This is a genomic window from Planktothrix mougeotii LEGE 06226, from assembly GCF_015207485.1.
In the GTDB taxonomy this organism is placed as follows: Bacteria; Cyanobacteriota; Cyanobacteriia; order Cyanobacteriales; family Microcoleaceae; genus Planktothrix.
This window is the reverse complement of record NZ_JADEWU010000002.1, coordinates 68,047-86,444: the sequence shown is the minus strand read 5'-3', so window position 1 is coordinate 86,444 and position 18,398 is coordinate 68,047. Positions and strand designations below refer to the sequence as shown.

At 39.4% G+C, this 18,398-nt stretch carries 19 protein-coding genes; 13 read left to right on the top strand and 6 right to left on the bottom strand.

The window, feature by feature from the left end; translation table 11 throughout:
* Positions 1-22: 22 nt before the first annotated feature.
* Entirely contained in the window at positions 23-232 is a 210-nt protein-coding gene (locus tag IQ236_RS01435) for a hypothetical protein (protein ID WP_193867629.1), read from the top strand.
* Between the two features lie 3 nt (positions 233-235).
* Positions 236-643 (top strand): type II toxin-antitoxin system VapC family toxin, encoded by a 408-nt coding sequence (locus IQ236_RS01430; protein WP_193867725.1) that lies wholly within the window; start codon positions 236-238, stop codon positions 641-643.
* Between the two features lie 51 nt (positions 644-694).
* On the opposite strand, the gene IQ236_RS01425 is transcribed toward IQ236_RS01430, so the two are convergent.
* Positions 695-2,065 carry an NB-ARC domain-containing protein gene (locus IQ236_RS01425; RefSeq protein ID WP_193867628.1) on the bottom strand — a complete coding sequence of 457 codons (1,371 nt, stop codon included), beginning with the start codon at positions 2,063-2,065 and terminating at the stop codon, positions 695-697.
* 232 nt (positions 2,066-2,297) lie between these two features.
* On the opposite strand from IQ236_RS01425, the gene IQ236_RS01420 reads away from it, so the two are divergent.
* The 4 genes from IQ236_RS01420 to IQ236_RS01405 are packed head-to-tail and all read left to right on the top strand — an operon-like array spanning position 2,298 to position 6,294.
* Positions 2,298-5,582 (top strand): Calx-beta domain-containing protein, encoded by a 3,285-nt coding sequence (locus tag IQ236_RS01420; protein ID WP_193867627.1) that lies wholly within the window; start codon positions 2,298-2,300, stop codon positions 5,580-5,582.
* An 18-nt stretch (positions 5,583-5,600) separates the two neighbouring features.
* Positions 5,601-5,786 carry a hypothetical protein gene (locus IQ236_RS01415; protein ID WP_193867626.1) on the top strand — a complete coding sequence of 62 codons (186 nt, stop codon included), beginning with the start codon at positions 5,601-5,603 and terminating at the stop codon, positions 5,784-5,786.
* Position 5,787: 1 nt separating this feature from the next.
* A complete protein-coding gene (locus IQ236_RS01410) occupies positions 5,788-6,003 on the top strand; it encodes a hypothetical protein (protein WP_193867625.1) in 216 nt (71 codons plus the stop codon).
* Positions 6,004-6,006: 3 nt separating this feature from the next.
* On the top strand, positions 6,007-6,294 hold the full coding sequence (locus IQ236_RS01405) for a type II toxin-antitoxin system RelE/ParE family toxin (protein WP_193867624.1): 288 nt from the start codon (positions 6,007-6,009) through the stop codon (positions 6,292-6,294).
* A 178-nt stretch (positions 6,295-6,472) separates the two neighbouring features.
* Here IQ236_RS01405 and IQ236_RS01400 read toward each other — a convergent pair whose 3' ends face one another.
* A complete protein-coding gene (locus IQ236_RS01400; RefSeq protein ID WP_193867623.1) occupies positions 6,473-7,432 on the bottom strand; it encodes a M48 family metallopeptidase in 960 nt (319 codons plus the stop codon).
* 84 nt (positions 7,433-7,516) lie between these two features.
* Between IQ236_RS01400 and IQ236_RS01395 the strand changes: the two genes are divergently transcribed.
* From IQ236_RS01395 to IQ236_RS01380, 4 genes are all read left to right on the top strand, one after another.
* Entirely contained in the window at positions 7,517-8,194 is a 678-nt protein-coding gene (locus IQ236_RS01395) for a chromophore lyase CpcT/CpeT (protein WP_193867622.1), read from the top strand.
* Positions 8,195-8,289: 95 nt separating this feature from the next.
* On the top strand, positions 8,290-8,913 hold the full coding sequence (locus tag IQ236_RS01390; protein ID WP_193867621.1) for a hypothetical protein: 624 nt from the start codon (positions 8,290-8,292) through the stop codon (positions 8,911-8,913).
* A gap of 187 nt (positions 8,914-9,100) precedes the next feature.
* On the top strand, positions 9,101-11,224 hold the full coding sequence (gene glgX, locus IQ236_RS01385; RefSeq protein ID WP_193867620.1) for a glycogen debranching protein GlgX: 2,124 nt from the start codon (positions 9,101-9,103) through the stop codon (positions 11,222-11,224).
* Between the two features lie 138 nt (positions 11,225-11,362).
* The gene (locus tag IQ236_RS01380; RefSeq protein WP_228041367.1) at positions 11,363-12,226 is read left to right on the top strand and encodes a lysophospholipid acyltransferase family protein; all 864 of its coding nucleotides are present in this window, start codon (positions 11,363-11,365) and stop codon (positions 12,224-12,226) included.
* 242 nt (positions 12,227-12,468) lie between these two features.
* Here the strand turns inward: IQ236_RS01380 and typA are convergent, their stop codons facing one another.
* Positions 12,469-14,259, bottom strand: coding sequence for a translational GTPase TypA (gene typA / locus IQ236_RS01375; RefSeq protein WP_193867619.1), 1,791 nt, complete (start codon positions 14,257-14,259; stop codon positions 12,469-12,471).
* Between the two features lie 271 nt (positions 14,260-14,530).
* Here typA and IQ236_RS01370 point away from each other — a divergent pair, with 271 nt between their 5' ends.
* From IQ236_RS01370 to IQ236_RS01360, 3 genes are read left to right on the top strand one after another with little or no spacing between them, the layout of a single operon-like run.
* Positions 14,531-14,710 carry a hypothetical protein gene (locus IQ236_RS01370; RefSeq protein ID WP_193867618.1) on the top strand — a complete coding sequence of 60 codons (180 nt, stop codon included), beginning with the start codon at positions 14,531-14,533 and terminating at the stop codon, positions 14,708-14,710.
* 14 nt (positions 14,711-14,724) lie between these two features.
* Complete coding sequence (locus tag IQ236_RS01365) at positions 14,725-14,970, top strand: hypothetical protein (RefSeq protein ID WP_193867617.1); 246 nt, start codon at positions 14,725-14,727, stop codon at positions 14,968-14,970.
* Positions 14,971-15,414: a type II toxin-antitoxin system VapC family toxin gene (locus IQ236_RS01360; RefSeq protein ID WP_193867616.1), complete on the top strand. Its 444-nt coding sequence runs from the start codon at positions 14,971-14,973 to the stop codon at positions 15,412-15,414.
* 172 nt (positions 15,415-15,586) lie between these two features.
* Here IQ236_RS01360 and IQ236_RS01355 read toward each other — a convergent pair whose 3' ends face one another.
* From IQ236_RS01355 to IQ236_RS01345, 3 genes are read right to left on the bottom strand one after another with little or no spacing between them, the layout of a single operon-like run.
* Entirely contained in the window at positions 15,587-15,787 is a 201-nt protein-coding gene (locus IQ236_RS01355) for a hypothetical protein (RefSeq protein WP_193867615.1), read from the bottom strand.
* A gap of 25 nt (positions 15,788-15,812) precedes the next feature.
* Entirely contained in the window at positions 15,813-16,055 is a 243-nt protein-coding gene (locus IQ236_RS01350; protein ID WP_193867614.1) for a hypothetical protein, read from the bottom strand.
* 48 nt (positions 16,056-16,103) lie between these two features.
* Positions 16,104-18,131, bottom strand: coding sequence for a serine/threonine-protein kinase (locus IQ236_RS01345; protein WP_193867613.1), 2,028 nt, complete (start codon positions 18,129-18,131; stop codon positions 16,104-16,106).
* Positions 18,132-18,398 lie beyond the last annotated feature (267 nt).

The window sequence follows — 18,398 nt, the reverse complement described above, 5'->3', positions numbered from 1 at the left end:
TAATCAATTGAGGTAATTTTAAATGAGATTAACAGCAACAGAGCAAGGATTATTAATACCTAAAGAAATGTTAGGAAAAAACCAAGAGTTTGACATCATTCAAGAACAGGAAAAAATTATTATTACGAGTATCAAAAAAGAATCTTCGATTTGGGATTTAGGTTCAAACCCTGTGGAATGTGATCTAAAAGATGGCGCAGTTAACCATGATCATTATCTGTATACTCCATGAAAAATATCTATTTTTTTAGATACCAGCTATATTTTAGCTCTGGAAATCAGAAATGAAGACGCTCATAAAAAAGTATTACAAAATTGGGTGGCTTTAGCAAGCTCCAAACCTTTTTTAGTAACCACAACATACATTTTTGATGAAGTCGTAACTTTTTTTAATAGTCGCAACTTTCATTATAAAGCAGTTGAAGTTGGTAATCGTCTCTTGGAAAGTCCCGATATAGAGTTGATAGAGATTGATCGGACTTTATTTAATCAGGGATGGCAATATTTTAAAAAGCATAAAGACAAATCTTATTCCCTCACTGATTGCTTATCGTTTATTGTGATGGAAGAACGAGAGATTGTTACAGCTTTAACCTTAGATGATCATTTTCTTCAAGCTGGATTTCAAATTTTACCATCATAACCTAACTGCAAATAACTTTTTATTTTCATACCATAAGAGTTAGATGAATGATTAACTAAAATTTGAAAGAACAGATTGTCTGAAGATTGGTAAAACTTTAAAGCAGTTTTCCTGTTCCTGATCTTCTGCTTCTATTAAACAACGTCTTTCTAAAGATTGAATTGCTTTGAATACATCGCTGGCTGGTAATTGAGACGTTTTAATTAAGTCTGCGATCGCTAGAGGTTGCTTTTCTTGACTCAGAGTAAAGATAACTGTTGTCTCAATCTCTGATAACCGTTCAAAATGCTGCTTCAAGATTTGGGTCAATTCTTCCGCTAAGTATAGATTATCATATTTAAGAAATTCTGCAACCCTTCCCCTAAAAATATCTTGAATCAGGGTAGCTACGATTTTTAACCATAAGGGATTTCCTTGATAAGTGTTAATCAAAGTTTCCCATTGTTCCTGATCATTTAATCGTTTTTCGCGTAAAATTTCCGTTGCTGCTGAACCCAAACCGGGTAATTTTAAGCAACGAATAGGTGCATTATCATCAGTCAAGGTAACAATATCTTGGGGAAGTTCCCAACTATTGACAATTAAACAGCTATTGTGGGAAGTTTCAGCAATTAATTTAAACAACAGCCTATAATTTTTAAAGTCAGGGTGATATTGTCCGGCTAGAGTTCGTACATTGAGTAAAGTTTGCAAATCATCAAAAATAATCAGACAGCGTTTTGTTCTTAGATATTCGATTAATAAAGCTAACTGTTCTTCTAAACTAGCAGGTAATTCTGTTAAGGATTGATTAGATAAAAATAGTAATAAATTTTTGAGAGTAATTTCTAAAGTCGGGGAAGTATAAAAACTTCGCCATATAATTGCTTCAAATTCTGGTTGTAAGGTTTGAATTAAATAACGAGTTAGGGTAGTTTTACCAATACCACTTAATCCAATAATAGAAACTAGGCGACAATTTTCTTGAATAACCCAATTTTGTAGGGTTTTTAGTTCGTGAATGCGATCGCATATTTTTTTAATATCTGGTGCTGTGCCTAAGTCAATTTGTTGTTGTTTTGGGGAAGATGGCGATCGCTCTTTCGGGATGATGGATGATGAATTATTATTGCATATATTTACATGGCTAAGATTTACAGACTCATTATAATTCAAAAAATAAGCTAATTGTGATCGTTCTAAACTCGATCTAATATTCGATTTCCTAATATTTTCACCTAAAATTCCTGAAAACATTTTCCATAATTCTGAGGCTGAATTCCTCACATAAGCTTCGGTACGATAACATTCTTCTGCGATCTCAGAATATTTTTGGCCATCCCAGACTCCGCGCAAGACAGCTTTTTGCAGATCATCCAGATGTTTTTCTGTCTCCAAAAAAACCACATTGTCTGCTAACTTTAAGAATTCTTCTATATCCATGACTCCACAAAATATCAGTATTTTCACTAGGATATCAGACTTTTTGTGATTTCACCTGACATTTTTCAAAATATTATGACAATTTATGACGAAATCAATTTTAATTTTCTGCTTAAAAGTGATATTTCATTACTTTACAGAAACAAGTTTTTAATTCATACTATTTTTCAAGTTAGTTACTTACTTGTATTACTAAATTTATCTCACTTTTATCTAAATTCAGGGAAAATATATGATGTCTAATCCACTTTCGCCAGATCCTAACCAGAATTTGCTCCCATCTACCAGTTTTTCTACTTTGAATTGGGAACCCCAGGAAACTAATCCTACAGTTATTTTACAATCTGACTTATTAATCGGTCATATTAATCAAAACCCAAATATTCCAGCAGTCACACCAAACCCCTCTGATAGTTTATTGCTGGCTCAAATTGAAGGATCAATTGCAACTATTGATCCTAATATAACGTTACCGAATGATAATTCCTTCGATGGGTTGACGGGTGAAGCAATGGATATTGTCAAGGAACAATTAACCCAGTTTGCCAAGGTTCCTAATTTTGTCGAAAAGATGAATTTAGCATTTGGAGAAAGTTGGGATAATCAAGCTGCAAATGTTTTAACCGAAGATTGGTTAAACGGTGATTTTAGTTTAATTCCGCCTGTTAAATTTGTCTCGTCTGCCGAAATTGGTGGGGCGAATGGGGCTTTTGCAGCCGCGACGGATACGATTTATTTATCGAGAGAATTATTGACCGGGAATGGAGCAAATCCGGCGGCGGTGGCCAATGTGTTGCTGGAAGAAATCGGGCATTCTGTTGATGCGCGGTTGAATGTTACGGATACACCCGGAGATGAGGGGGCGATTTTTGCAGCCGTTGTGCAGGGGAAGGAGTTGAGTTTGGAAACACTGACCAAATTAAAATCAGAAAATGATCAAGTAGCTGTAACTATAGATGGTCAAAGTTTAATTATTGAACAGGATAATACTCCTTCTCTTGCATTAAATATTGGAACCCTTAGTGGAACTAGATCATTTAGTGGTTGGGTTGGTAGTACAGACACAAATGATTACTATCGTTTCTATGTAGGAAGTACTAGTAATTTTAATCTAACTCTCAATGGACTAAGTGCAGATGCAGATGTACAATTACTCGATGCCAATAACGGACTTATACAATCTTCGACGCATGGAAGTACTACTGCGGAATCAATTGGTAGAACTCTAAGCCCTGGTACTTACTATGCACGGGTTTATCCCTATGGTGCCGCTAATACAAATTACAATTTATCTCTATCTGTTCCTATTATAAAACCAACAGTTAGTCTGAGTGTAACAGATAGCAGTGCGGCTGAAACAACATCAGGACAAACTGCTAATCCTGGTCGATTTACTGTCACCCGTACAGGTATTACTACTAATCCTTTAACAGTTTACTACACAACAGGAGGAACAGCGATAAAAGGAACAGATTATCAGAATCTTATAGGTTCTGTGACGATTCCTGCCGGGTCAACTACGGCAACAATTCCCATTAATGTGATTGATGATGGCCTGGTAGAGGGTTCAGAAACTGCTATTGTAAATTTATCCACTAATACTAACTACAACTTAGGTACGACGAGTGGGACGGTGACAATTGCTGATAATGATGTTGTTACTAAGCCTACAGTTAGTCTAACTACAACAGATAGCAGTGCGGCTGAAACAACATCAGGACAAACTGCTAATCCTGGTCGATTTACTGTCACCCGTACAGGTATTACTACTAATCCTTTAACAGTTTACTATACTACTGGCGGGACGGCGACAAAAGGAACAGATTATCAAAATCTTCTAGGTTCTGTGACGATTCCTGCCGGGTCAACTACGGCAACAATTCCCATTAATGTGATTGATGATGGTCTGGTAGAGGGTTCAGAAACTGCTATTATAAATTTATCTGCTAATACGAACTACAACTCCGGAACTGGTGGCAACAACATAGACTTCGGAGATACGAGTGGTACAGTAACTATTGCTGATAATGATGTTAATATTCCTAGCACGAGTTGGAAGGCTGAATATTTTAATAATGTTAGTCTGAGTGGTACTCCTGTCTTCACAGAAAATTTAGGTAGTGGTAGTCAAGGTTTTAGTAAAAACTGGAGTGGTAGTTCCCCTGCTAGTAGTGTTCCAGTAGATAATTTCTCTGGACGTATGACAACCCAACGCTATTTTGCACCTGGCTTATACCAGATTAAAGTACAAGCTGATGATGGTGTGAGAGTTAAGATAGGAAATGAATCTGTAATTGACAGGTGGTTACCTCAGTCATTTGTGACCAATTCTGGCTATTTCCGATCAAACGGTGGTACTGTTCCAATTACAGTTGATTACTATGAACAAGGTGGAGATGCTGCCATTAATTTTAGTATTACTCCAGCTACCAAGTTTTGGGATTCAGTTGACACTTCAACACAATGGCAATCAACAGTCTATTCATGGAATAGTAGCCAAGGTACTCCGCTAACAAACTTCTGGGAAGGAGACTTCAACAGTCCAAATGCGATCGGTGTGATCAATTTGGGTTCTAATACCCGCAGTGACGGCAAAAAAGGCATCAACGTAAACTGGGGTCAAGGTGCTCCCAATGGAGATGGCAATCGTTTACCCCATGACTTTTTTGCAATGCGATCCTACACCCAGGCTGATTTTGATGGTAGTCCCTATAAGTTCCGGGTGCAGGGTGATGATGGATTCCAGCTACTTGCGGTAAATCAAGGTACAGGGCAGTGGTATAACATCACTCCCGCCAATCAGTGGACGCAATCTTACTCACCTACAGAAATAACTTATCAATTGCCAGCTGGTCGATACTATATGCACTTCCACCAGTATGAGGGGGGGGGCGACGCTAGGTTTGATCTTTCTTGGGATAAGGTTGCAGTTTCATCACCTTTGGTAAGTAGCACACAACAAGCAAACGCATTTTTTAAAGTTCAATACTGGAACAACCCATATAACTTATATGGACCTAATTCTAGTACAAACTGTGGCCCAGCTAGTTTAGCGATGATTCGACAAATGTTTGGTATGGAGCAGGCGAATATCAGTGATGAAACAAGCATTGACCATGCACGTTATCTGATGTTTGGTTATTCTAATGGAACAAGTCAAGGAGTTACCGTTCTCAATCAAGACACAGTGTGGACATCTTTTGATAATGTAAAAAACGGCATTAGAAACTCTGGTGGTACACCGGAAGAGTTAACTGGATGGGATAATTTAGATCGATCTTTAAATGCTGGAAAGCCAGTCATTAATTACGGGACTTTAACAGATGCTTGGCGTGGACAGTTTCCATCAAGAGTAGGCAGTGGTTCAGGGGGTCATTGGAATGCTATTCTCGGTAAAAGTTCCGATGGAAAATACATCGTTGCTGATCCGATGCACGAGGGGGGTACAGTTGCAATGACAAGATCTCAATTAAGTGTTTTTAATGCTAACCCTTCTTTCATTGCTTTTGCTCGGTAGCAGAAAAAAATCAACTATTTGCGATGGCTTAATAGCGACGAGCAACTAGCTAAGTGCAAGTGTCCTTATTTTTCCGAAAGTGCGATCGCTCTTTATTTACAAGATGCGATCGCCCTTTTGATTTTTGATCGGGCGATCATTTTCAGAACATCAAAAATATTTTGCTATAATCAATTTAACTTTGATAAAACGACGAAATATTAATATGAACATCACTTTTAAACAAAATTTGATTAATACATTTGATAATTTAACTTCAGAAGAACGAGATCAACTGATTGAGTTACTCCAGAAACGCCGGCTAGAGTTACAAGAACAAGAAATACTAAAATCTGTCAAGCTGACACAAGAAGCTAAGAAAAATGGTACAGCTTTTTGTGGCACGGCGGAAGAAGCAATTGCCAATCTTTTGGCAGACTAATTTATGAAAATAGTCTATGAAAATAGTTTTAAAAAGTCATTTAAAAGATTAGTAAAGAAGAATCCCCAACTGCAAGAAAAAGTCATTTCAGTAATAACTTTATTATCTGAAGACCCTTTTATCCCATCCCTAAAAACCCATAAATTAAAGGGAAATCTGGATGGTTTGTGGTCTTGCTCTGTTGCCTATGATTGTAGAATTATTTTTGATATGGAAACAATAGACGAGTCAACAGGAGAGGGGATTTTAAACTTATATTATATTGGTAGTCATGATGAGGCTTATAGTTGATATAATTTTGATTTTTGAAAGTGCGATCGCCTGTAAAAACTTAACTCCTTACCAATAGCATGAGTCCAGAAACCGGGTTTCTTCCCCAGAGTTAATGATATTAAAGCTAGATTAATACAGAAACCCGGTTTCTTGAATTTTGGGGTTTCTTACTCATAAACCCGGTTTGTTGAGAATATTATTTAGATTTCATCCGATTAATTTGATTTTGTAATTCTTCAATTTGACGGCGTAAATCATCGACTTCATCTTGAGGTTTTTCGGCTTTTACATTAAAGGAACCTTCAGCCGTTGCTCGTTGATATTGACCGGAACGAATTTTCTGATATTCGGCAGAATTAGCCCAGTGTTGTAAATATTGAATGCGTTCAACGGGGAAGGGATGACTTAACATCATGCCTTGACCTCCATTATATAATAAAAATTTATACACTTGATTCAAACCATCTTGATCTAAATCTCGATATTGTTCTGATTGACGAATAAATTCATCTAAACTACATTCATGGGCATATTTTGTACTCACTCCCGCTAATTCCATCATGGATTTCATCACACATTTGAGATCATCTGTGACTAATAATGCCGCCCGGTCTGCGGATAATTCGGCTTTTCTTCGCCATTCATAAAAGGCATAAATTAAACCACTACTGACTAAATTTCCTAACCCAAAGGTTAATTCTCCTAACATCGAAGCTACTCCCATCGCCCAAATTGCCATTTGATTTAAAATCGGATGACCGCATTTAATATGCCCTAATTCATGGGCTAAAACCGCTCGTAATTCGGCTTCATCTACTAAGTCTAAAAGACCTGTATTCAGAATAATATAAGGGTGTTCTTGTCCCAAAGCATAACTATTAACTTGGGGATTTTGAGAGACAAATAAACCAGGTTCGGGAAAAATATCTAAATCTCGAACACATTCTCGAAAGAGATGATAAATACTCGCATATTGTCTCGGCCCAACTTGTATCGCATTTCCCATTAAGTAAACATATTGAGGTCGTTCATAGACGAATTCTACAAATTTACTGGCAATTAAATCGAAACCTGGAACGCTGCGGAGAGCGGCTTCTGCTTCTTTATCCAGGGGATGACGAAAGGCTTCGCTAGAAATTCCGGTGTAAGTTGGCATAATAATAATTTACAAGGTAATGTTAGAAAGTGGATCTACAATGTTTTGAAGCCCTGAAGGGCTTACTACGGTTGGGATGTTCCGATGATTAAATTATCTCCCATTTCTATTTTAGGGGTTGCCTTTATTTTGAGTGGATGCAGGACTCAACTTGATCCGATGCAAAGTCGTGTTCAGGAAGTAGCATCTTATTTGGCAGGTGTAATGGAGACTTCAGCACAGGCTAAAGCTATTCCTGATGCGCCTAGTGTTCGCATGACGACTTGTGAGGTGAAATTGAACAATACAGACGGTTCTGTTCAACATTTTAACGGGGTTTTTCTCTATCAAGAACAAGCCTTAACTGGCAATTTATCAAAACCCTATCGTCAGAGAGTTTTAGAAATTAAACCCAGTGCGGATAGAAATAGTATTGAGTCCATTAGTTTTAAACTGATTAATCCTAAAAATTGGATTGGTTTGTGTCATAAACCTCTGTCAGAACGGGTGATTAGTTATCAAGAAATACAAAATGCTAATTGTACTGTATTTTTGAAACCTGTGGGAACTCAATATATTGGTGAAACTCAACCGGGAGGCTGTGCTACTAATTTTAAGGGAGCGGTTAAAATTACGAATACGATTAAATTAGATCAACAAGGAATGGAAACTCAAGATCGGGGATTTGATGCGAAGGGGAAACAAGTTTGGGGAGCAGAAAATCGTTCTTATCAATATGAGAAAATGAGGGAACAGGGAACAGGGAAAAGGGAACAGAAATAAAAGAAAGTTTACCCTAATTTTTTAGAGGTTCTATTCTTTTAAATCGCCTATTTAGGGGACTGCGATCAGCTTTAAACCTTTGAATTTTTATTAAAATGATACTCAACCTTTTAATTATTACTTTATTTTGGTCAGTGGGACTTTTACTCAATTTATGGGATATTGCCCGAAATGTTCCTACAGGAGATCTATTAACTTCAGAATTGTTACAAGAACGGATAATTTTTAGTGCAGCTTGTGGATTTATTGGAGGGTTAAGTGTGGGATGGGGATTAAAAAAAGTGGTTCCGTCTTTAAGTAGAATTCGAGTTTTTATTATTGCTTTAATGTGGGCGATCGCTTTAGCTATAGGAGTACAATTAAGTGCTTATATTAATGAATATGATATTGCCTTTAATCAGTTTAATTTAGCATCTTTTACCTTGGGTTCAATTCGTCAATTGATTAATTTTACCATTGCGGGGTTAATTGGTGGTTGTTTCATGGGTGTTGTTGTTAAGAAAATTCAATCTGAAATTTCGGTTTTAAAGCTCATTTTAATTAGTGGCTGTTGGGGGATAAGTTTCATCCTAGCAGCCGGGATTATTTTTATCATTCCTTGGTCGGGTGGAAGTGGAATTTTACGTTCATTTTTAGCAGGATTAACGATAGCATTATTAGGAGCAGGAATCATGTTTGTGCAAGTTAAATCTTTAGCTTCTGAAGAAATCTCTACTTAACCTGCAATGTTAATAATGTAACAACATGACTGTTAAAAATTAATAGTAAAAATCACAAAAATCTACCTTTAGGAATATGTTTTTAAATTATACAACTTGATAGGATTGAATCTCAAAACTGTTATTCTTAAATTCCCTAAAAATTGGGATGTAACATTTTTAAACCCTATCCCCTGGAGTCAACGCTATGTATATTCCTTTATGGCCGGGTAAACCTTATCCATTAGGTTCTTATTGGGATGGAAAAGGAACAAACTTTGCTTTATTTTCGGAAAATGCGACGGCGGTTGAACTGTGTTTGTTTGATCAAAAGGGACAAGAAACTCGTGTATCTTTAACAGAAGTTAGTAATTTTGTTTGGCATGGTTATGTACCCAGTGTAGGGCCAGGTCAACGCTATGGTTTTCGAGTACACGGCCCTTATAAACCCCATGAAGGTCATCGTTTTAACCCCAATAAACTATTAATTGATCCCTATGCTAAAGCCCTAGATGGGGATATTCAAGGGGGGATAGAAACGTTAGGTTATATTGTAGAACATCAGGATCAAGATTTTTCTTATTCTGAAGAAGATGATGCTCATTTAGTTCCTAAATCTGTTGTCATTAATGAATTCTTTGATTGGGGAGATGATCAACTTTTACGCACCCCTTTTCATGAAACAATTATCTATGAAGCTCATGTCAAAGGATTTACAAAGCTACATCCTGATATTCCTAAACAATTACGGGGAACCTATGCCGGAGTCGGACATCCGGCTAGTATTTCTTATTTACAATCGATTGGGATAACAGCTATCGAATTAATGCCTGTACATCATTATTTAGCTTATCCAGGGTATTTAGTGGATAAAAAGCTAAAAAATTATTGGGGCTATGATTCTATTAATTATTTTGCTCCCTATTCTGGCTATAGTTCCAGTGGTACATTAGGGGAACAAGTAACAGAATTTAAACAAATGGTAAAAGCCCTCCATGCAGGAGGAATTGAAGTTATTTTGGATGTGGTTTATAACCATACCGGAGAAGGCAATCACATGGGGCCGACTCTATCTTTAAAAGGCATTGATAACGCAGCTTATTACCGTTTAGTAGATGAAGATCCTCGCTATTATATGGATTTTACAGGCTGTGGAAATTCCCTGAATGTTCGCCATCCGCAAGTGTTGAAATTGATTATGGATAGTTTGCGGTATTGGGTGTTAGAAATGCACGTCGATGGGTTTCGATTTGATTTAGCTTCCGCCTTAGCACGGGAACTCTATGCGGTTGATCGATTAGCTGCATTTTTTGATATTATTCATCAAGATCCGGTGTTATCTGATGTGAAATTAATTGCTGAACCTTGGGATATCGGAGAAGGGGGATATCAAGTGGGTGAATTCCCCTTATTATGGTCAGAATGGAATGGAAAATATCGAGATAATGCTCGTAATTTTTGGCGAGGAGAAGACCAAACGTTAGCAGAATTTGCCTATCGTTTTACCGGAAGTTCAGATTTATATCAATTTAATGGTCGTCGTCCCAATGCCAGTATTAATTTTATCACGGCTCATGATGGATTTACGTTGAATGATTTAGTGAGTTACAACTATAAACATAATGAAGCTAATGGAGAAAATAACCAAGATGGAGATCAACATAATAGCTCTTGGAATTGTGGAGAAGAAGGGTCTACAGATAACCCTGATGTGTTGAAACTTCGCAACCGTCAACGCCGTAATTTTTTAACCACCTTGATGTTATCTCAAGGGGTTCCCATGCTGTTAGGAGGAGATGAAATTGGGCGATCGCAACAAGGAAATAATAACCCCTATTGTCAAGATAATGAAATTTCTTGGCTAGATTGGAATTTACAAGAAGAAAATTCTTCTTTATTAGACTTTGCCCGTCAATTGATTTATTTTCGTCGTCAACATCCCGTTTTTCGTCGTCGTAAATGGTTCCAAGGTCGGGCAATTTATGGTTCAGGAGTTACAGATATTGGATGGTTTAACCCTGATGGTGCTGTGATGACAGAAGAACAATGGAATATTGGGTTTGCAAAAGCCATTGGTGTATTTTTAAATGGAGAAGCGATTCTAACACCAGGAGAACGGGGAGAACGCATTATTGATGATAGTTTCTATATCTTGTTCAATGCTCATTATGAACCCCTAGATTTCTTCCTTCCTGAACCGATGGCAAATCGAGAATGGCAAGTTATAATTGATACGAGTTACTCTCGTTTTGTTAAAGATGATATTCGTTATACTTTGGATAAAGCTATGACGGTAACTGAGCGATCGCTAATGGTTTTAAAACGGTTGTAATACAAATTTTCTGTTCCCTATTCCCTATTCCCTATTCCCTATTCCCTATTCCCTATTCCCTAGAATTATGCGCTATAGTTGCCAATTTCCTCAAAACTAGATTATCTTGACGGATGCAACGCTTACAGTTCTGAGATCTTGAACCTTTTCTTCAACTCTAACCCCTCTCCCGACCCAACCGCGAATTCCCGTTTCACAGGTTGGTCATTGCAGGATCGTGATCCTGACTATATCCTATCCTTAATGCCGTTTTTGGGTTGGTTCTATGACCATTATTTTCAGGTCAAAACCACTGGCTGGGAAAATCTCCCCCCTCAAAATAAGATGTTATTAGTTGGTTCCCATAATGGGGGGTTAGCCGCCCCTGATATGTTTATGGGGTTGTATGCTTGGTGTCGTCGCTTCGGAGCCGAACGCTTACTTTACGGACTCATGCACCCGAAAGTTTGGCAGGTTTCCCCACAAGTCGCAACTTCGGCGGTGCGTTGTGGAGCATTGATGGCTCATCCTCGCATGGGAATGGCTGCTTTACGGGAAAATGCGCCCGTTTTGGTTTATCCCGGTGGCGGTGAGGATGTGTTTCGACCCCATCACTTACGCAACCAAATTCATTTAGCGGGTCGTAAAGGGTTTATTAAGTTAGCACTGCGGGAAAAAGCCCCCATTGTTCCGGTGATTTCATCCGGTGCCCACGATACGTTAATTGTGCTCACGGATATTTACGACTGGGTAAAACAACTGCACAACTTGGGAATGCCTTGGTTATTAAATCTTGACCCAGAGGTATTTCCCATTTATTTAGGGTTGCCTTGGGGAGTGGGAATTGGGCCGTTACCCAATTTTCCTTTGCCCGCAAAAATTAAAATTCACATTTGTCCGGTAATTGAGTTTGAACGCTATGGACGAGAAGCCGCTAATGATCGAGAGTATGTAGATATTTGTTACCAACAGGTGAAAACATTCATGCAACAGGAACTTGACAATTTATATGAAATCCCCTAAATGTTTGCTACAAATTCCCCCGTGTAGAGACGTTCCATGGAACGTCTCTACACGGGGGTTAGGGGGAATCATCTGTAGCATCGCTCTCAACTAGATCAACTGAATGGTTAACAGAGCAGGATTCTTTTTGCTTATTTAAAGCCTTTGTTCATGCAATGCAGCTAGAAATTGATGCCATCTTTGTTAGGAGGCTCCGCCTCCCGAATGGCATTCCCAGGCAGGAGCCTGGGAACGAGAGGGGGTTAACGTTTCACTAACTTCTTGCTGAGTTTGCGTAGACGAATAGATTCAGGTGTGACTTCCACTAATTCATCCGAGCTAATATATTCTAAGGCTCGTTCTAAACTCATATCCACAGGGGTTTGTAACTGAACCAGTTCATCGCCTGTTGCAGACCGATGGTTGGTTAACTGTTTGGTTTTGCAGACATTGAGTTCTAAATCTTGAGGACGGTTGTGTTCACCCACAATCATACCTTTATACACCTTAGTACCGGGCTTAATAAAGAACACCCCTCGGTCTTCGGCATTTTTCATCGCATAGAAGGTACTGACTCCTTCTTCAAAGGAAATCAACACGCCGTTACGACGGGCTTCAATATCTCCCGATAAAGCCCGATATTCGAGGAAACTGTGGTTCATAATGCCTTCCCCACGAGTCATCCGCATAAACTCCCCTCGGAAACCAATTAAACCCCGTGCGGGAACAACAAACTCTAACTGAGTCCGTCCATTACCCCCAACGTGCATATCCTGCATTTCCGCCCGTCGTTGACCTAAGCGTTCAATACAGCTACCCACGCCTTCTTCGGGTACGTCTAAGACCAAATATTCAAAGGGTTCATAAGGTTGACCGTTGACTTCGCGATAAATCACCTGGGGTTGGGAGACTTGGAACTCGTAACCTTCCCGACGCATATTTTCAATTAAAATACCCAGGTGCAGTTCTCCCCGTCCTGAAACTAAGAACTTATCGGGGGAGTCGGTTTCTTCCACACGCAAAGCAACGTTTGTTTCTAATTCTCGCATTAAGCGATCGCGTACTTGCCGCGATGTCACGAAAGTTCCCTCTTGTCCCGCAAACGGTGAGTCATTCACCGAGAAGGTCATTTGTAAGGTCGGTTCATCGACTTTAATTAAGGGTAACGCTAGAGGTTCATTGGGACAGGTAATCGTTTCCCCAATATTAGCATCGGCAAATCCAGCCACCGCTACAATATTTCCAGCAGATGCCTCTTGCAGTTCAATTCGTTTTAAGCCTTCAAATCCCATTAATTTGGTAATTTTGCTCTTAACAATACTACCGTCTTCTTTCATTAAGGCAGCTTGTTGTCCAGCTTTAATCACGCCATTATGAATTTTACCAATCACAATGCGCCCGACATATTCAGAATAATCGAGGGTGGTGACTTGCATTTGTAGGGATTTTTCCACATCTCCCACTGGGGGTGGAACATATTCGAGGATATACTCAAACATCGGCTGCATATCTGAGCTTTCTTCCTCTAGGCTGCGTTTGGCAAACCCCCCTAAACCGGACGCAAATAGATAGGGGAACTCGCATTGGTCATCATCGGCGCCGAGTTCGAGGAACAGGTCTAGGACTTTATCAACGGCGGTGTGGGGGTTGGCGCGGGGACGGTCAATTTTATTAATGACAACAATGGGCCGTAACCCTTTTTCTAAGGCTTTTTTCAGCACAAAGCGGGTTTGAGGCATTGGCCCCTCGTTGGCATCAACGATTAAAATACAACCGTCTACCATTCCTAACACCCGTTCAACTTCGCCGCCGAAGTCTGCGTGTCCAGGGGTATCGATAATATTAATAATCGTGTCTTTATAGCGAACGGCGGTATTTTTGGAGAGAATGGTAATACCGCGTTCCCGTTCAATATCATTAGAGTCCATGACGCAATCTGGAATGTCTTCCCCTTCACGGAAAATGCCAGATTGCTTGAGGAGTGCGTCCACTAGGGTTGTTTTACCGTGATCGACGTGAGCGATAATAGCGACGTTGCGAATGGGGAGAGACATAGGGTTGGGTTTTGTAACCGAGTTTTGCAAGAAATTGAAAAATTTTTCAAATATCTTAACAATTATAGCAAAGAACGGGGAACCCGGTATAGGGGACAGCAAAGAAAAAACCCAAAAACCCGGTTTCTAGTCAAAATTAGGATATGTTACCCAAAATCTGGGTTTCTGAGTTGCGATCGCATTAAACCGGGAATCATACAGGAACGATTAACCGGGAGGACACGCTTTAAAATTGAAGCCTCAGTTAAACTAATCACACAAGAGTCAACAAATGATTAAATCAGATATCCTCGAAAAACTGCAAGGAACATCGATCGAAGAGCGTATTTTAATCATTGAAGCCATTTTACAAACTGTCAAAAATGATATGCGCTCAACTTCCTTACCCCAACTGACCTCTGAACATCCCCTGCGAGGAAAAGTCATTCACTATGAAGATCCCTACAAATAGGGAGGTAAATTGTTATGAATACTAAATTAGTGGAATCTTTGGCTGAAATTATTCAGTCTTTGACGGCGGAAGAAAAGGATTTATTAAACCGAAAAATAAATCTAAATACGGAGATCCAACACCATCCTTTTTATGAAGTAGCCAGCCCGGAAGAAAAAGCTAAGGTTTTTCAAGAGTGGGCGAACAGTCATCGTTTGAATACTCCCATTTTATCTGATGAGGCTATTAGTAGAGAAAGTATTTATGGAGACAGAGGTTAAATGTCTTATTTACTGGATACTAATATTTTGCTCAGGAGTTCAGAACCCTCCCATCCAATGTTTTTTAGTGCAACTACAGCGATTAGTCTATTGTTAAAACGAGGGGAAGAATTGTATATTACACCGCAAAATTTAATTGAGTTTTGGAATGTCTGCACTCGTCCTAAAAATAAAAATGGATTAGGATATTCAATTACAGAAACTAGAGAGGAAGTTTCCAAATTAAAGACGATGTTTCCCTTATTACTGGATACCAGCGCTATTTATACAGAATGGGAAAGGTTAGTCAGCACTTATGAAGTCAAAGGTGTTAATGTTCACGATGCTCGTTTAGTGGCTGCTATGTTGATACATGGTTTAACGCATATTTTAACTTTTAATATTGAGGATTTTCGCCGTTATGTAGAAATTACTCCCGTAAATCCTGGAGATATTACTGATTAATCTGTGTTAAAATAAAGTGATAAAAAAAGAGGCTTGGAAACGTGAAGGCGTTATGAAGAAGAGGGTATTGCAACCCATCAAGGTATCTATAGAAACTGGGTTTTTGAGGGCGCTCGCAAATTCCCACAAATCCAGATCTCTACAGAAACCCGATTTCAAGAATTCGTAGTTATTACTTATTTTTTTCTGATCGAAGGGTTTCTACATCTTGCCAAAAACTTTCCCGTGTCACCTGTTTTAACAAGGTTTCTCTCTCTTTTGTATAGTCACCTCGTCCCCAATTAAATTCTTGTAAAAAGCGAAGGGTAGCAACTTGACCTAAGTGTTCAACTAGAATTTGATAGCCTTTTTCTCGAAGTTCAAGGGATGTCATTGTTAGATTCTCCTTAATATTTCTATTAAAACAGTTTCTGAAGGCGATCGCAAATTCCCAAAGAAACTGGGTTTCTAAATTCAGTTAATTGCCACAAATCAAGATATCTTGAGAAACCCGGTTTCTGATGGCGATCGCAAATACCCCAAGAAACCGGGTTTCTAAATTCAGTTAATTGCCACAAATCAAGATTTCTACAGAAACCCGGTTTCTGAAGGCGATCGCAAATACCCAAAGAAACCGGGTTTCTAATTAAGTTAATTGCCACAAATCAAGATATCTTGAAAAACCCGATTTCTACTACTCGAACCCACCCCTATCGTGCCTCCCACAATTTAATCGTCTTGTCCCCACCCCCACTAGCTAACGTCCGACCATCGGGACTGAAGGCTACAGACCAGACCGTATTTGAATGATCGGTAAGCGTGGCAATTTGCTGTTGACTCGGAACATCCCACAATTTGATCGTCTCGTCAGAACTCCCACTGGCTAACGTCTGACCATTGGGACTGAACGCTACAGACCAGACAGCACTTAAATGTCCGGTGAGGGTGGCAATTTCCCGTTGACTCGCCACATCCCACAATTTAATCGTGTTGTCAGAACTCCCACTGGCTAACGTCTGACCATCGGGACTGAAGGCTACAGAATTGACATTCTCTGAATGTCCGGTGAGAGTAGCAATTTGCCGTTGGCTCTGCACATCCCACAATTTAATCGTCTTGTCCCTACTCCCACTGGCTAACGTCCGATCATCGGGACTGAAAGCTACAGACATGACATAATCTGAATGTCCGGCGAGAGTAGCAATTTGCCGTTGACTCGGCACATCCCACAATTTAATCGTCTTGTCCTGACTCCCACTGGCTAACGTCCGACCATCGGGACTGAAGGCTACAGACATGACATAATCTGAATGTCCGGCGAGAGCAGCAATTTCCCGTTGACTCGTCACATCCCAGAGTTTAATAATCCTTTGACCACTGTTAGTAGCTAACGTCCGACCATCAGGACTGAAAACCGGATCTGAATGTCCGGTGAGCGTAGCAATTTCCCGTTGACTCGGCACATCCCATAATGTAATCGTTGTGTCACCACCACTGCTGGCTAACGTCTGACCATTGGGACTGAACGCTACAGACATGAAATTATTTGAATGTCCGGTGAGAGTTGCAATCAAAGCAGGATTTTGCCAGGCAACTTTGGGTGTGGGGGTGCGTGCGGCAACGGGTGTGGGAGTTGGCGATATTATAGAATTGCTAATGGAATTTTCCGTTGGTATGGGAGTTGATGAAGCGATGGGTGAGGAATTTTGATCTTGAGTATTTTTATTAGTAAATATTCCATATCCAACTAACAACAATATCCCAACCGATAAACCCACCCAGAAGTTATGATTATTTTGGGCTGGAGGGGGTGGTGTGGGGTTAGGTATAGCTCTTACCGTTGGGGTTGGTGTAGGTTGTAAATCCTGCAATACTTGATGAGCAGAGGAGTAGCGATTTTGAATCTCCTTCTGCAATAATTTATCGAGAACTGTCTTTAATTCTGGACTCAAAGGTTGTGACAGATATTGTTGCCAACGACTTATCCAACTGTAACCATATTGTGTAAATAGTTGAAACGGATCAATTTTTGATAATAAATAAAAACAAGTCGCCCCTAAACTATATAAATCACTAGCGGGGTAAGCTTCTCCGTTTTGTAATTGTTCTGGCGCTGCATAACCAAACGTCCCAACACGGGTTCCCACTTGGGTCTGTACCACCGTTGCGGCTAAATCTTTCGCTACACCAAAATCAATTAACACATATTCCCCATTCCGACGACGCATAATATTATCGGGTTTGAGGTCACGGTGAATTACCTTGTTTTGATGAATAAACGTCAGCACAGGTAATAAACTCTCTAACAGTTGTTTGACTTGCGCTTCTGTCCAAACCCCTTGTTGAGCTAAGATTCTATTTAAGGTTTCTCCTTCAATATATTCTTGAGCTAAATACAGTTGATTATTTTCCCGAAAATATGCCCATAACGCCGGAATTTGCGAATGGTATCCCAGTTGTTCCAGTTTTTCTGCTTCTCGTTCAAATAATTCTAAGACTTTTTGTAGACCTGCTGTTCCTTGATTATTAACGACTAACTGTTTAACCACACATTTCTTATTCAGTTTATCCCGATCTTCCGCTAAATAGGTTCGACCAAACCCCCCTTGTCCTAAAAATTTGATCATGCGAAACCGTCTGTACAGCAAGTCGGGTATTTTCACACCGCAAGCTTGACAGTGAACTGTACCATCTGGGTTATCTGGGTTCGGACATTGGGGATTGATGCAGCATTTCATTATCGTTGAGGGATAGAATTGTACTGGGATTTTCTTTGATTTTATACAAACCTTATAATTCATTTTACAGTATTTTGGACAAGTAGTTAAAAGAGAGTTAGGAAAATTAATAAGAGTTTAGGGATTTTGGGGTAAAATCTTGAGGTTAAATGCGATCGCTATAGCTCTGATATTAATTGTAGGTTTTAGGGAAATAAGGGACACAAGCCCCTACGATTATATAGCAATTCTATTGGATTTGTAAAAAAATTCTGTAGGGGTTTGGTC

Excerpts from the sequence above, each read along its gene's own strand:
- IQ236_RS01435 (WP_193867629.1), top strand. The coding sequence starts at position 23 with ATGAGATTAACAGCAACAGAGCAAGGATTATTAATACCTAAAGAAATG.
- IQ236_RS01425 (WP_193867628.1), bottom strand. The coding sequence starts at position 2,065 with ATGGATATAGAAGAATTCTTAAAGTTAGCAGACAATGTGGTTTTTTTG.
- IQ236_RS01420 (WP_193867627.1), top strand. The coding sequence starts at position 2,298 with ATGATGTCTAATCCACTTTCGCCAGATCCTAACCAGAATTTGCTCCCA.
- IQ236_RS01410 (WP_193867625.1), top strand. The coding sequence starts at position 5,788 with ATGAACATCACTTTTAAACAAAATTTGATTAATACATTTGATAATTTA.
- IQ236_RS01405 (WP_193867624.1), top strand. The coding sequence starts at position 6,007 with ATGAAAATAGTCTATGAAAATAGTTTTAAAAAGTCATTTAAAAGATTA.
- IQ236_RS01400 (WP_193867623.1), bottom strand. The coding sequence starts at position 7,432 with ATGCCAACTTACACCGGAATTTCTAGCGAAGCCTTTCGTCATCCCCTG.
- IQ236_RS01395 (WP_193867622.1), top strand. The coding sequence starts at position 7,517 with ATGATTAAATTATCTCCCATTTCTATTTTAGGGGTTGCCTTTATTTTG.
- IQ236_RS01390 (WP_193867621.1), top strand. The coding sequence starts at position 8,290 with ATGATACTCAACCTTTTAATTATTACTTTATTTTGGTCAGTGGGACTT.
- glgX (WP_193867620.1), top strand. The coding sequence starts at position 9,101 with ATGTATATTCCTTTATGGCCGGGTAAACCTTATCCATTAGGTTCTTAT.
- typA (WP_193867619.1), bottom strand. The coding sequence starts at position 14,259 with ATGTCTCTCCCCATTCGCAACGTCGCTATTATCGCTCACGTCGATCAC.
- IQ236_RS01370 (WP_193867618.1), top strand. The coding sequence starts at position 14,531 with ATGATTAAATCAGATATCCTCGAAAAACTGCAAGGAACATCGATCGAA.
- IQ236_RS01365 (WP_193867617.1), top strand. The coding sequence starts at position 14,725 with ATGAATACTAAATTAGTGGAATCTTTGGCTGAAATTATTCAGTCTTTG.
- IQ236_RS01360 (WP_193867616.1), top strand. The coding sequence starts at position 14,971 with ATGTCTTATTTACTGGATACTAATATTTTGCTCAGGAGTTCAGAACCC.
- IQ236_RS01355 (WP_193867615.1), bottom strand. The coding sequence starts at position 15,787 with ATGACATCCCTTGAACTTCGAGAAAAAGGCTATCAAATTCTAGTTGAA.
- IQ236_RS01345 (WP_193867613.1), bottom strand. The coding sequence starts at position 18,131 with ATGAAATGCTGCATCAATCCCCAATGTCCGAACCCAGATAACCCAGAT.